Source organism: Niveispirillum fermenti (assembly GCF_052474395.1).
Genome location: NZ_CP156681.1, coordinates 1,836,820 through 1,850,708, shown reverse-complemented (window position 1 = coordinate 1,850,708; position 13,889 = coordinate 1,836,820). Strand labels below are relative to the sequence as shown.

Sequence of the window (13,889 nt, the reverse complement as noted above, 5' to 3'; positions counted from 1 at the left end):
ACGCTGTGAAACACCGTGCAACAGGATTGGGGATGTCATTGCACGGCAGACGGGCCGGGGCCCGGATGGGGGATGTCGATTGGCGACCCTGTACGGTGGTAACGACGCGGGCAGCACCCACTGTCATCCCCGCGAAAGCGGGGACCCAGCGTAAGGCGCGGTCAGCGCCGATATGAGTCATGTCGCGGCTACCGCCGCTCTCGCTGGATCCCCGCTTTCGCGGGGATGACGGTGGGGCGGGCGGGTGGAAGGGGCGGACAGTGTCGTGCCCCGCCACTACCAAACTACCGCACTGCAACAAGGATAACGTAATTCCACTACCTACACCGCCGCACCCCGCCCGCCGTTTGGGGCGGGGGGTGCAGGGGTGATGGATCATGGGGTCAGCCTTCGATCTTCGAGAAGTCGGCGATTTCAGAGAAAAGCGCACGCAGCGCCGCATAAAGTCGAAGCCGGTTCTCGCGAACATCAGCTTCGGGTGCGTTCACCATGACATTGTTCGCGAACTGGTCAACCGGGCCACGAAGAGCGGCCAAGGCAACCATGGCCTCTTCGAATCTCTCGTTCGAAATCAATGTTGGAATGGTTGAATTAGCCGTACCCAGTGCGTCATAAAATTCGATCTCAACCGGCTCGCCCCGCCGCTCCGGCATGCCCGTTACGATACGGTCTTCCTTACCCTCTTCCTTAAAAAGAAGGTTGATCCCGCGTCGATATGTGCCAAGGAGGTTGCCGCCGTCTGGAGAAGCAAGAAAACTTGAAAGCGCCCTGACCTTGTCGATCAACAGCGTCAGGTCAGTTACTCGACCATTGTTTTCACGAACTGCCCGAATAACGTCAGCCCGGATGCCTTGCTCCCGAAGAGCAACTTCCAGTCGGCCGTAGAAGAAGAAGACCAATTCGCCGACAGTGGTATCGGCGGCTCCGGCAGCTTTGAAAATTGCTGCCAAATCGACTCTGAGGTTGTTCTCAAGAATTAGCCGGATCACACCGAGCGCTGCACGGCGAAGACCAAATGGGTCGCGGCTACCGGTCGGGAGTTCTTCGATCCCAAAGAACTGGACCAGCGTATCGATCTTTTCGGCCAGGGCCACGGCCACCGACACCTTGTCGGTCGGCACGCGGTCGCTCGGGCCCAGCGGCTTGTAATGGTCGGCAATCGCCTCGGCCACGGGGGCGGGCAGCCCTTCGTGATAGGCGACGTAGCGGCCCATGATGCCCTGGACCTCGGGGAATTCACCCACCACGCCCGTGGTCAGGTCGGACTTGGACAGGCGGGCGGCCAATGCTGTCTGTTCCACCACCGTCGTGTCCCAATTCAGGGCCTTGGCGATGGAAACCGACAGAGCCTCAATCCGCTCCACGCGCGCATGCAGCGTACCCAGCTTGGCATGGAAGGTGATGTCCTTCAGGCCGGGCAGCCGGTCTTCCAGCTTCACCTTCAAATCCTGGTCCCAGAAGAACTTGGCGTCCGACAGGCGGGCGCGCAGCACGCGCTCGTTCCCCGCCACCACGGCCACACCGCCATCAATGGTGTTGCGGTTGGCAACCACCACGAAGCGCGGGGCCAGCCTTCCATCGGCGGTTTCCAGGGCGAAATAACGCTGATGCGTGCGCATCGACGTGGTCAGCACCTCGGCCGGGACGTCCATGAACTTGTCATCGATGGCACCGGTCAGCACGACGGGCCATTCGACCAAACCCACCACTTCCTCCAGCAGGCCGGGATCATCCTTCAGGACGAAGCCCTCCGCCACGGCGGCCTTTTCCGCTCCGGTCAGGATCAGGCGTTTGCGGAACTCCCGATCCAGCACGACATGGGCCTTCAGCAGCTTGTCCTTGTAGTCGGCGAAGCCGGTGACGGTGAATTCACCGGGGGACAGGAAACGGTGGCCCTGCGTCTTGTCGCCATAGGGGATGGTGACGGCCTTGACCTCACCGGCCAGACAGACAGTGCCGTCCGACTGTTCCGGTGCCGTTTCCGCCGTCGCCAGGGTCAGGGCGCCGGGAATGACCGCGCCGTCGAACAGGGCCAGGATGGAATGCAGCGGGCGGACCCACATGAAATCATTGGCCCCCCAGCGCATGGATTTGGGCCAGGGCAGTTCGCGGATGGCGGCATCGATGATACCGGGCAGGGCGTCGATGGTGGCGCCGCCCTTCTTCTCGATCACCGCGAAATAGAACACGCCCTTGCCGGTGTCGCGCTGTTCGGCCTGATCGATGCTGGACAGGCCGGCGGATTTCAGGAACCCGGCCAGCGCCTGTTCGGGCGACCCGACGCGCGGCCCCTTGCGCTCGTCACGCACATCGGCCTGGGCGGCCGGCACGCCATCCACCACCAGGGCCACACGGCGCGGCGTGGAATGGGCCTCCGCCCGATCGAAGGTGATGCCGGCGGCCGTCAGCTTGTCCGTCACCAGGCGCCGGAAATCATCGGCCGCACGCACCTGCATGCGGGCCGGGATCTCTTCCATGAACAGTTCGATCAGCAGTTCGGCCATTTTGGTCACAAGCGTCCGGAGATTATTGTTCTGGTATCGTAATGATCAGCTTCAGGCGGCCTGCCCGCGGCGGTAGCCATCGGCCAGCCACGCCTCGCAGCAGGCCTTGGCCAGTGTGCGCACCCGCAGGATGTAGCTCTGCCGTTCCACCACCGAAATGACACCGCGCGCATCCAGCAGATTGAACAGGTGGCTGGCCTTGATGCACTGGTCATAGGCCGGCAGGGCCAAACCGTGGGACAGCAGGGAAGCACACTCCTTCTCCGCGTTCTGAAAATGCTGCAGCAACATCCCCGTATCCGCATATTCGAAATTATGCGCGGAATATTCCTGTTCGGCGCGGTGGAACACCTCGCCATATTTCACGGCCGGACGATCACCCACGGGATCGTTGAAGCGCAGGTCATAGACGTTTTCCACGCCCTGGATATACATGGCCAGACGTTCCAGGCCATAGGTCAGTTCCGCCGCCACCTTGTCCACCGCGATGCCGCCGACCTGCTGGAAATAGGTGAATTGCGACACTTCCATCCCGTCGCACCACACCTCCCAGCCCAGGCCCCAGGCGCCGAGCGTCGGGCTTTCCCAGTCATCCTCGACAAAGCGGATATCGTGCAGGGCGGGATCGATGCCCAGCGCCACCAGAGACTGCAGGTACAGGTCCTGGATGTTGGCCGGCGACGGCTTCATGATCACCTGGAACTGGTAATAATGCTGCAGCCGGTTGGGATTTTCACCATAGCGGCCATCCTTGGGCCGGCGGGACGGCTGCACATAGGCGGCGTTCCAGGCGTCCGGGCCCAGCGCGCGCAGGGTGGTGGCCGGGTGGAACGTGCCGGCACCCACTTCCATGTCATAGGGCTGCAGAACCAGACAGCCCTGGGCCGCCCAGAAATTCTGCAAGGTCAGGATGACACCCTGGAAGGAGAGGGGCTGTTTGCCCGATGCGCTGGCCGCCATTGTCCTTGAACTTCACACTACTGTTGCAGTGCGTGGCACCTTAATGAGCGTCAAGGACCAAATCAAGGCAGCCGCCCGGTTACGTTCTGTGCGGGGAACGCAGGGCTGGCGATGGTTTGTTGCGCACAAAGGGTGATGGCGGCCGCCCCCGCCTCAGCGCGGGCAGCCCGGCGTGCCGCACTTGCCCGCACCGGCCGCGACATAGACGCCGCAGACGGTGCATTTGGCCATGTCCTGCGTATCGGCGGGTTCCTGGCGGCCGGTCCCCTTGCGCGCGGGTCGTTCCCCGCCGCCATTGCGGCGCAGCGCGTCCTGGCGTTGGCGCTGTATCCTGCCCAGCAGGCGGAAGCCGTACCAGACGACGAACAGGATGCCGATCAGGGTGAGGAGTTTGGTGAGGGAGATCATGGGCGCCAAAGGTGGGAGAAGCCGCCGCGCGGGGCAAGTGAAATCGGCAGGCTCACAGCCCGTAGCGGGCAAAGGCAGCCCGTTCGGCCGCCATGTCGGCCAGGCCGTCGGCCAGCCTCCCGGCGTCCAGCCCGATCAACCGCCCCAGCCCGCCCCGCCGGGCCGGGTTGATGGTGCGCACCTGCACCTTGTCGCCGAACCGTTCACGCAACACACTGTGCAGGCAGCCCAGCCGGTCGGCCAGGCCCAGTTCCACGGCGCGCCGGCCCGTCCAGACATTGCCGTTGAACAGTTCATCCTCCGTCGCGTTCAGGCGCCCGGCCCGCCGTTCGCGCACCCATTGCTTGAACTGCTCATGGATATCGACCTGCAGATCGCGCACATGCGCCACATCCTCCGGCCTTTCCGCCTGGAACGGGTCCAGCATGGATTTGCGGGTGCCGGCCGTATAGATGCGGCGGTCGACACCCAGCTTGTCCATCAGGCCCGTGAAGCCGAAGCCGGCAGAGATGACCCCGACCGACCCCACGATGGAACCGCCATCCACCACGATCTCGTCCCCGGCGCAGGCCAGCCAATAGCCGCCGCTGGCGGCCAGATCCTCCACGAAAACCAGGACAGGCACGGATTTCTCCACCGCCAGGGCGCGAATCCGGCGCGCGATCAGCGCCGACTGTACAGGTGAACCACCCGGCGAATTGATCGCCAGCGCCACGGCCGCCAGATCGGCCGGGGCGAACGCCCGCTGGATATCCTGTTCCAGCCCCTCCAGCGACAGGCCCCGGCGTTTCGTGCCGATGACACCGGAAAGGCGCAGCACGTTGACCAGCGGCGAAACGGACAGGCCGGCAATCTTCTTCAGGCGGCGGATCATATCGGTGAACCTTCGGTCTTCATATCAACCAGCAGAAGGTGGGGATGCGACCCGCCGACCGGAAGACCTCTCCACCATCCGAAAGAACAATAGCGGCATTTGACCTTGCCCGATGCAATGTGCAGTCTAAGCATATGAAAAAGGGCAATATCAAAATATACCTTTATGCATACGCCCTTCTTCTCGCACTGGCCGTGGCGGGGGGGATGCCCACCCACGCGCACGCCGGCAGCAGGAATGTGGATATCCTGGCCGTGCAGTCGCCGCCGATGGCGATGGAAAATGCCGAGGCACCGGGCGCGGTCCTGGAACTGACACTGGCCGCGATCCGCCGCGCGGGCATGGAGCCGCAGCTCCGGTTCATCCCGTGGCGCCGGGCACAGGAAATGGTGGTGGCCGGCAAGGACATGCTGATCACACCCGTCACCTGGCTGCCGTCCCGCGACGGGAAATTCACCTGGATTGCGCCCGTGTGCCGGATCGAACGGGCAATCGCCAGCCTGAAGGCGCCGATCGACAGCCTGGAACAGGCCATGGCCGAACGGCGGACCCTGGTGGTCGGTGCCGGCAGCGCCCAGGAGCAGCAGTTGCGGGACATGGGCTATCCCGCCGAACTCATCAGCACGCCGCCGCTAGGCTCCCGGGAAGCCGACATGCTGGCCAGCGGCCGGGTCGACGGGTGGTATGGCAGCACGCTTCATATCCGGATGCGCTGGCAGCAGGAGGGCCGCGGCCTTCCCCTGCATATCGGGCGCAAGGTGGCAGATGACGAGATATTCCTCGCCTGCTCGCGCGATTGCAGCCCGTCCCTGGTCGCGGCCCTGCGCACCGCACTGGAAAGCCTGCAGGAGGACGGGACGCGGGACCGTATCCTGGCCCGCTATAGCCTTTCCTACTGATCCCCCGTCACCCGACGGGCAGGGGCATGCCATCGCGCAGGATCGCTTCCGCCGCCGGCATATATCCCTGTCCGTCCCCATGCAGGACCAGACCCGGCAGCAGGGACAGGGGACCTCGCGCATCCCGCCGCGCGGAAAGGATGATCCGCCGCGCCGGCTGGCCCGCGCGCGGCCACAGCGGCAGAAGCCGGATATCCCCGAACCGCCCCGCCAGCAGCGACAGCAACAGGTCCAGCCGGTCGGCGGGATAGATCAGCGTCAAGGTGCCACGGCTGCGCAGCAGGCGCAGCGCAGCCTGGATGAAACCGGCCAGGTCACCGGTCCCCTCCCCCGCCCCCTCCCCATGGCTGGCCGCCTTGTGCCCGCTGGGTGACGGGGTGTGCCGGCCGGCCGGCCAGAATGGCGGGTTGGCCATCACATGGTCGAAGCTGTTGGGCCGCAGGTCCGGCGGCGGATGGGCAAGGTCACCCTCCAGGATGCGGACCCGTGCGTCCAGGCCGCTGGCCGCCGCCGCCTGCCGGGCCAGGCCGGCGGCCATGGGCTGGATTTCCAGCCCCGTGACCTGAAGCCCGGGCACCCGCGCCGCCAGGCACAGCAGGGCCGCCCCCGTGCCACAGCCCAGTTCCAGCACGCTGTCCCCCGCTGCCGCCCCCACGGCGGCAGCCAGCAGCACGGGATCGATGGCGGTACGATATCCCTGCCGGGGCTGGAACAAAGTGACGCGCCCACCCAGAACGGGGGTACGTTCCACCAGGGACGCATCGTCCGTCATGGCACCACCGGCAGGCCCGCGTCGCGCAACAATGCGCGCGCCGCCGCAAAATCGGCATCGGCCACGCATAGACGCCGGGGAATGGCACCGATGCTGCCTTCCAGCGCCGATGTATGCTGGTCCAGAAGGATGGCGAGGATACCCGCATCGGCCAGCAGCGATTGTGCAAAACTCAGCTCAACGGGGTCGTTGCTGCGGATCAGGGGCTGCATCTGGGTCCTGTCAGGTGGCAAGCTCAAGGCGGACATGCCGCGCGCAGGCGCGTGCGGGCCTTGACCCCACGCCCTGCCCCGCTATGCTCCCCCGCAATCCTGGGCCCGTCAACCGGGCTTCGATCCTGTTTGCCGTCTTCTCGCGATGGAGCCTTGACCCGTGGCCACCGTGACCACCCTTGATCCCAAGCGCCGGAAGCCGGACACGAACGCGCTCGACCAGCTTGTCGCGCTGGTCGCCGATGATCTGGCCGATGTCAACGAGATCATCGTTGACCGCATGCATTCACCGGTGGAACTGATTCCCCAGCTGGCCGGCTATCTGATTGCCAGCGGTGGCAAGCGGTTGCGCCCCGTGCTGACCCTGGCCGCCGCACGCATGTGCGGTTATCAGGGCGAACAGCACAAGCCGCTGGCGGCCTGTGTGGAGTTCATCCACACCGCCACCCTGCTGCATGACGATGTCGTCGATGAAAGCGATCTCCGCCGTGGCCAGGCCAGCGCCAATGCCGTGTTCGGCAACAAATCCTCCGTGCTGGTCGGCGACTTCCTGTTTTCCCGCGCCTTCCAGGTGATGGTGGAGGCGGGGTCGCTGGATGTGCTGCGCATCCTGTCCAATGCCTCGGCCGTGATCGCGGAGGGCGAGGTTCTCCAACTCACCACCTCCAACGATACGGAGACGAGCGAGGAGGCCTATCTGGAGGTCATCAGGGCCAAGACCGCGGAACTATTCGCCGCCGCCTGCCGGATCGGCGCCGTGGTGGCTGGCCGTTCGGCGGCAGAGGAAGAAGCGCTGCGTTCCTACGGGCTGAACCTGGGCGTGGCCTTCCAGCTTGTCGATGATGTGCTGGACTACTCCGCAGCGCAGGCCCGGCTGGGCAAGACCATCGGCGACGATTTCCGCGAGGGCAAGATCACCCTGCCCGTCGTGCTGGCCTTCCGCCGTGGCGACGACGAGGAGCGGGCCTTCTGGCGCCGGACGATGGAGGAGCTGGACCAGGGCGAGGATGACCTGGACCGGGCCATTGCCCTGATGAACAAACACAATACCCTGCGCGACAGCGTGGAGCGGGCCCGCCATTACGCATCGGTGGCCCGCGATGCGCTGGGACTGTTCCCGTCCAGCCCCGTGAAGCGGGCGCTGCTGGAGGTACTGGAATTCGTTGTGGACCGCGATTACTGACGCGGCGGCTTCCAGATGGATATTGCCAAGGCCGGGAAAGGATGCCTTTCCCGGCCTTTTTCTTATCGAAAAGAGGGGCTTGCCGGCGCGCGGCTGCCATGCGGCACCCCGGGGGTGGGAAAATGCGATCTAGTGCTTGCATGGTCCATTCGATGGCGCTATACAGCCGCCCACGCAAACGACGCCCCCGGCGAAACGATGCGTGAAGCATGACGGAGTATAGCTCAGCCTGGTAGAGCGCTGCTTTCGGGAGGCAGAGGCCGGAGGTTCGAATCCTCTTACTCCGACCAGCTAGACATGTAAAACGGCTCGGGTTTTCCCCGGGCCGTTTTGCTTTTGGCGGGTTTGCGGCGCCAATACCCACAAATGAGAACGGCACCCGACCGATCACGATCAGGTGCCGTTGAAAGCCAACATATCGGACGGCGGCAGTCACCGCCGCACCCGTTCGATCCAGGGGCCGGTATCAGGCCACCGGTCCCTGCCCCCTGCCAGACAGGCCCGTCAGGACGGTGTGGCGCCAACCCAGCGGGTCAGGGGCATCCCCGCGCTGTATGGCGGTGAGCCGCGTCCTGAGGCTTCTTGTGACCTCGCCGTCGGTGCCGCCGCCGATGGTGAAGCTGCCATCCTTGTAGCGGACGGTGCCGATGGCGGAGACGACAGCGGCGGTGCCGCAGGCAAAGACCTCGCGCAGGCGGCCGCTGGCCGCGTCCTGGCGCCACTGGTCGAAGGAATAGAGGCTTTCCTGCACGCTCATCCCCTGACCACGGGCCAGCCTGATGATGCTGTCGCGGGTGATGCCGGGCAGGATGGTCCCGGTGAGCGGCGGGGTCAGCAGCGTGCCATCGTCGAAGACGAAGAACACGTTCATGCCGCCCAGTTCCTCCACCCACTTCTTCTCCGCCGCGTCCAGGAACACCACCTGGTCGCAGCCCTGGCGGATGGCCTCGGCCTGGGCGATCAGGCTGGCCGCGTAATTGCCGCCGCACTTGGCAGCCCCCGTGCCCCCGGCCGCCGCGCGGGTATAGTCCGTCGAGGCCCAGACCGACACCGGCTTGGCCCCGCCCTTGAAATAGGCGCCGACCGGGCAGGCCACGACGCAGAAAATGTAGCTGGCCGCCGGGCGCACACCCAGAAAGCTCTCATTGGCGAACATGAAGGGCCGCAGATAGAGGCTGCCCCCCTCCTCCTTCGGGATCCAGTCGGCATCGGTCCGCACCAGCGTTTCCACCGCCTCCAGGAAAAGCTGCTCGGGCAGGTCCGGCATCGCCATGCGCGCCGCAGAGCGTTGAAAACGCCGCGCATTCTCCAGCGGGCGGAAAAGCACCACCTCCCCATCCGCTGTCCGATACGCCTTCATCCCCTCGAATATCTCCTGCGCGTAATGCAGGACGGACGCCGCAGGGTCCAGCGTGAACGGACCCCGCGCCCGCAACTGGCCATCGTGCCAGCCCTTCTCCGCAGACCATTCGATCGTGACCATATGGTCGGAGAAGACCTTCCCGAAACCCGGATCGGCGATCAGCCGGCGCCTTTTATCTGCGGGTGTCGGTACGGGATGGGGAATGTGCCGGATATCGGCCATGGTTTCCGATCCTTGGAAGAACGATGCAATGTTCCCGGCCGGCGGCCAGACACCGCGCAACAGGGCCGGCCGCCGGTGCGGTGGCGTGTCAGAACGCCACCGCGTCGCCATTGTTGCGGTTATGCGAGGCGGCATGCAGTTCACCGGTCTTCGGATCGCGGCTGATGGCCACCCATTTTCCTTCACCGCCCAGCCGCGCCTCTTCCAGCGGCATTTCACGGAAGGCGTAGCCGGTGCCTTCCAGTACCTTGCGGTCGAAACGCCCGACGGGCACCACCAGGGTCGTCTCCCCCGTTTCAGAATTGACCGATGGCAGGAAGAAGTCCGGTGTGTTGATGGCTTCCTCCACATTCATGCCGAAGCAGGTATAATTCAGCAGCCCCTGGAAGGTGCGGTGATGCAGGCCGGCGCCCATGGAGGCGAAGCCCAGGACGGCATGGCCATCCTTGAACAGGACACCCGTTTCCGTCGGCGCGGGCAGCCGTTCGCCCGGCTTGACCCGTGCCACGGCCGCCTGCTGGAAGGAAGCGGCGTCGGAGATGGAAACGCCATCGACGAAGATCGCCGTCTTGCCCCAGTTGACGGTATTGATGGAATGGGTGATGGCAGCGATGTTGCCTTCGCCATCGATGGCCACCACGTCGTCGGAATGCATCGGCGTCGTGCGCTTCCATTTCGTGAAGGTCTTACCCGAAGCCATCTGCGCCCAGAGGGCCGCGGCATGTTCCTTGGTGATGCGGGAGGCCGGGCTGAAATCAATGCCGGGGAAGATGGCAGCGCGCGCCGCCTCGGGGAACATCGTGATGCCGAACAACTGCGTGATGTCCAGCGCCTTGCGCAACTGCTCCGACGATCGGGTCCAGTGGGTGCCCCCACACAGGCCGGCGGCATCGGCCAGGTTTTGCGCCTCCACCAGGGAATAGCCCCCGAAATTGGGCATGGGGCTGGTGCGCACCGAATAGCCGTTGCGCAATTCCGCCACCAGCGGATCGGCCCACAGGACCTGATAATTGCGCAGGTCTTCCAGGGTCATCTTGCCGCCATCGGCCTGCACGGCGGCCACCAGCTTGCGCCCCCAGGGGCCGTCATACATATGGTCCGCGCCATCCTTGGCCACGGCGCGCAGCGTCTGGGCCAGGGCCGGCTGGCGGAAGATGTCGCCCTCGGCATAGGCGGTGCCGTCCGGCTTCACCAGCGTGGCCCGCGTTTCGGCCAGACGGCGGATGTCGGCATCGCGGAAACGGAAGATGTCGGCCAGGAAGCCCGTCACCGGGATGCCCTGTTCCGCCATGTAGATCGATGGTTCGAACAGGTTCGCGAAGGACAGCTTGCCGAAACGGCGATGTGCCGCCTCCACCCCGCGCATGAAACCGCCGACCAGCGCCGTGCGGCCGCTGGGCGCGCCCTTGCCCCGCAGCGCCTCCTGACTGGAGAAATCATAGCCGCCGGGAATGCTCATGGGGTCGGTCTCGCCGGCCACCGTGTTCCATTCGGCGTTCATCGTATAGGTCTTGCCCGTCTTGGCCTCGTGATAGACCAGCGACATGATCCCGAAGAAGCTGATGGGCGCGCCGACGGCCAGCACCACCTGGGCCAGGGCCGCCGTCATGGCCGCGTCGATGGCGTTGCCGCCCTGGACCAGCGCCTCCAGCCCGGCCCGCGCGGCCAGGCCGCTATAGGCGACCGTGACGGCGCCCTTGCGGCCGCGCGCGGCACCCGCAACCGTATGGTCCACGCCCTGGGCCTTGAGGTAGCGCTCATAATCGCCGGCAGCCCACCGGGTGGGCGTCAGGTCGACCTTCGGCCGAGCCATGATCGCCGGCGCGGAAACCGCAAGAGCGGGCACGGCAAGCATTCCGGTAAGGGCGGTACGCCGGGTGACATGCATGGTCTTTTCCCTATCGTTGGTAGTCGTTTCAGGCCGCCCCTGTCCGCGGCCGACAGCCCGGGGGAACGGGCCTGTCGTCCCGCCCCCCGATGGGGTTTTCCCGCCGCGCCCCTGTGAAGGGCGCAACGCACAACCGGCAGGCCCGCACGAGCACGGGATCGCCGCCTTAACAATACATTTCTGTATTTATTTTTTGCTGTCAAGCCTAAGAGCATTTTCGTGCGGAACACGCCATTTGCTCACATCGATTGAGGATAGCCGTGATGACCCGCTCTCATCACCGGCATGGCTCGCGGATCGCTTGTCGACAAAAACAAGACACTAATGTATCTAAATTCCGAACCCGTCTTCGGCCCCCTTGCAGGTTGCCCGGCGGGCCGCGGGACCAGTGGCGGCCCCCCGCACCCACACCCGCGAAAGCCATTGCATGAGACGGTATGGAGCAAAGGTGCCGATGCGCACTCATCCGGAACGAAAAGACTGGAGACGCAGCCGATGACGACGGACGCCCCCCCTTTCCTCAGGCGCTATTGGGTGCTGCTGGTCATCACCCTGGTCTATGCGATGAACATCGCCGACCGTTTCGTGCTATCCACGCTGATCGAGCCCATCAAGGCGGAATTCCAGCTTTCCGACAGCGCCGTGGGCTTTCTGACGGGCGTGGCCCTGGCCTTGTTCTATGGCGCGGCCGGGCTGCCGCTGGGGGCACTGGCCGACCGCACGCACCGGCGCAACATGATCATGTGGGCGCTGGCCATCTGGTCGGCCTTCACCGCGCTGTGCGGCATGGCACAGAATTTCTGGCATCTGCTGCTGGCCCGAATCGGCGTCGGGGTGGGTGAGGCGGGGGGCACCCCGCCGTCCCATTCCATCATCGCCGATTATTTCCGCCCGTCAGAGCGGATCGTGGCCATGTCGATCTATGCCCTGGGCATCGCGCTGGGCTCCGCCATCGGCGGCATCGGCGGCGGGTTGCTGGCCGAGAAATATGGCTGGCGTTCCGCCTTGATCATCTTCGCGTTCGGCAGCCTGCCCGTGCTGATCCTGCTGCTGAGCGTGCGGGAGCCCAAGCGCGGCGCCAGCGACCCGCATGCGATCGTGTCGGCCGCGGGAACGGGGGTGGGGCTGCGGCCGGCCCTGCGCTTCATCCGCTCCCAGCGGGCCCTGCTGCATGTCATGGCCGGTGCGACCATCGCCACCTTCTCCGGGATGGGGCTGATCTGGTGGACGCCGGCCTTCCTGGGACGCTCGCACGGCCTGTCCGTCGGCGAGGCCGGAACCATGGTCGGCTTGATGAGCGGGGCCGGCGGCGCTGCGGCCATGGTGGCCGCCGCCGTGGTGACTTTGAAGCTCGCCCGGATGGAAGCCAAATGGCAGTGCCATTTCCTGGCCTTGATCACCCTTCTGATCACGGTGCCGGGCGTGGCCGCCCATCTTGTGGACGACCGCGATGCTGCGGTCTGGCTGCTGTGGCTGTTCGTGCCCTTCGCCAACCTTTATGTCGGCCCGACACTAGCCCTGATGCAGAATCTGGTACGCTCGGACATGCGGGGGGTGACGGTGGCAGTCATGCTGTTCTCCGCCAACATCGCCAACCTGGCCCTGGCCCCGCAATTGATCGGCTTCGCGTCCGACCTGCTCGCGGCACACATCGCCGAACCGGCCCATTCGCTGCGCATCGCGCTGGCCATCGCCGGGCTGACCGGCCTGTGGGCGGCCGGTCATTTCTGGGCCGCCATCCGGTCCCTGCCGGGCGACCTGCGGCGCGCCGGCAGCGCCTGACGACAAAGCCCCCGGCGGGTTGGACCCGCCGGGGGCTTCTTGTCTCCTGCCGCCCGATGCGGACTTGCAGGTCATACCCTGGTCCCGGGGCGTTCTACCCCCGGGACCAGGGTATGAGATGGCCGATGTTCAATCCATCAGATCGCCCGGCGCGACCTTGCCGGTGAGGATCTTGTAATAAAGCGGCATGGTCGCCCGGCGGTCCGCCCGGCGTTCCTTCAGCGACAGGGTATAGTAGCCGACCTGGTGGAAGTAGAGCACGCGCGCCCGGATGGCGCATTCCGCCTCGTCATAGCCCATGTTGCGGAAGATGTCGCAGAACAGGACCGTGCGCTCCTCGTCCACCCGGCGCAGCAGGGCCGACGCCGTCTTGGAATGGCGGGCCCAGTCGCGCACGGCATTGTCGAAGCTGGGGGAGAAATCCTTCTCCTCCAGCCAGGTCCGGATCAATGCCTTGAACTGCGCCAGCCCATCGCCGCCATTGCCCTCGATGGCGGTGCGCAGGGCCGTGGTGTTGGTGTCGCGCCAGTAGGTCAGCAGGGCCGCCAGCAGCTCCCCCCGGCTTTTGAAATGCCAGTAGAAGCTGCCGCGGCTGACCCCGATCTCCCTGGCCAGCCGGTCGATCTTCACAGCATCCACGCCCCGGGCGACCAGGGCCTTCTTGGCGGCAAGAACCCAGTCATCCCGCCCCAGCCGGGGACCGGAAGGTGTCTTGCGGGGTCGTCTGGCCGGCAGGGCGCCGTCCGGTTCGGTGGCCGCCGGCATGGCGTCGTCCGGCCCGCCACCGGCCAGGCCGGTATCCGGCATGATGTCTCGCATGTT

Annotated in this window: 12 protein-coding genes and 1 tRNA gene; 4 read left to right on the top strand and 9 right to left on the bottom strand. The window is 65.5% G+C overall.

The genetic code is table 11. From position 1 onward, the window contains the following. Window positions 1-383: 383 nt before the first annotated feature. From glyS to ABC728_RS19795, 4 genes are all read right to left on the bottom strand, one after another. A complete protein-coding gene (glyS, locus tag ABC728_RS19810) occupies window positions 384-2,504 on the bottom strand; it encodes a glycine--tRNA ligase subunit beta (protein ID WP_416620771.1) in 2,121 nt (706 codons plus the stop codon). A gap of 51 nt (window positions 2,505-2,555) precedes the next feature. Beyond that, window positions 2,556-3,464 (bottom strand): glycine--tRNA ligase subunit alpha, encoded by a 909-nt coding sequence (locus ABC728_RS19805; RefSeq protein ID WP_416620772.1) that lies wholly within the window; start codon window positions 3,462-3,464, stop codon window positions 2,556-2,558. A 153-nt stretch (window positions 3,465-3,617) separates the two neighbouring features. Then, window positions 3,618-3,872: a hypothetical protein gene (locus ABC728_RS19800; protein WP_416620773.1), complete on the bottom strand. Its 255-nt coding sequence runs from the start codon at window positions 3,870-3,872 to the stop codon at window positions 3,618-3,620. Window positions 3,873-3,924: 52 nt separating this feature from the next. After that, a complete protein-coding gene (locus tag ABC728_RS19795; protein WP_416620774.1) occupies window positions 3,925-4,746 on the bottom strand; it encodes a S49 family peptidase in 822 nt (273 codons plus the stop codon). Between the two features lie 206 nt (window positions 4,747-4,952). On the opposite strand from ABC728_RS19795, the gene ABC728_RS19790 reads away from it, so the two are divergent. Continuing rightward, on the top strand, window positions 4,953-5,645 hold the full coding sequence (locus tag ABC728_RS19790; RefSeq protein ID WP_416620775.1) for a substrate-binding periplasmic protein: 693 nt from the start codon (window positions 4,953-4,955) through the stop codon (window positions 5,643-5,645). A 7-nt stretch (window positions 5,646-5,652) separates the two neighbouring features. Here ABC728_RS19790 and ABC728_RS19785 read toward each other — a convergent pair whose 3' ends face one another. Beyond that, the gene (locus ABC728_RS19785; protein ID WP_416620776.1) at window positions 5,653-6,417 is read right to left on the bottom strand and encodes a tRNA1(Val) (adenine(37)-N6)-methyltransferase; all 765 of its coding nucleotides are present in this window, start codon (window positions 6,415-6,417) and stop codon (window positions 5,653-5,655) included. Then, window positions 6,414-6,629: a putative signal transducing protein gene (locus tag ABC728_RS19780; protein ID WP_416620777.1), complete on the bottom strand. Its 216-nt coding sequence runs from the start codon at window positions 6,627-6,629 to the stop codon at window positions 6,414-6,416. Before ABC728_RS19780 ends, ABC728_RS19785 begins: the two co-directional genes overlap by 4 nt. 160 nt (window positions 6,630-6,789) lie before the next feature. On the opposite strand from ABC728_RS19780, the gene ABC728_RS19775 reads away from it, so the two are divergent. Together ABC728_RS19775 and ABC728_RS19770 are read left to right on the top strand one after the other, a co-directional pair. Continuing rightward, window positions 6,790-7,812, top strand: coding sequence for a polyprenyl synthetase family protein (locus ABC728_RS19775; protein ID WP_416620778.1), 1,023 nt, complete (start codon window positions 6,790-6,792; stop codon window positions 7,810-7,812). 213 nt (window positions 7,813-8,025) lie between these two features. Further along, window positions 8,026-8,102 (top strand) — tRNA-Pro (locus ABC728_RS19770). A gap of 176 nt (window positions 8,103-8,278) precedes the next feature. Here the strand turns inward: ABC728_RS19770 and ABC728_RS19765 are convergent. Continuing rightward, window positions 8,279-9,397, bottom strand: a complete 1,119-nt coding sequence (locus tag ABC728_RS19765; RefSeq protein WP_445376466.1) for a branched-chain amino acid aminotransferase — start codon at window positions 9,395-9,397, stop codon at window positions 8,279-8,281. Between the two features lie 88 nt (window positions 9,398-9,485). After that, the gene (locus tag ABC728_RS19760; RefSeq protein ID WP_416618547.1) at window positions 9,486-11,210 is read right to left on the bottom strand and encodes a gamma-glutamyltransferase; all 1,725 of its coding nucleotides are present in this window, start codon (window positions 11,208-11,210) and stop codon (window positions 9,486-9,488) included. A gap of 570 nt (window positions 11,211-11,780) precedes the next feature. Between ABC728_RS19760 and ABC728_RS19755 the strand changes: the two genes are divergently transcribed. After that, on the top strand, window positions 11,781-13,067 hold the full coding sequence (locus ABC728_RS19755; protein WP_416618546.1) for an MFS transporter: 1,287 nt from the start codon (window positions 11,781-11,783) through the stop codon (window positions 13,065-13,067). A gap of 129 nt (window positions 13,068-13,196) precedes the next feature. On the opposite strand, the gene ABC728_RS19750 is transcribed toward ABC728_RS19755, so the two are convergent. Then, window positions 13,197-13,886: a TetR/AcrR family transcriptional regulator gene (locus ABC728_RS19750; RefSeq protein ID WP_416618545.1), complete on the bottom strand. Its 690-nt coding sequence runs from the start codon at window positions 13,884-13,886 to the stop codon at window positions 13,197-13,199. Between the last annotated feature and the right edge of the window lie 3 nt (window positions 13,887-13,889).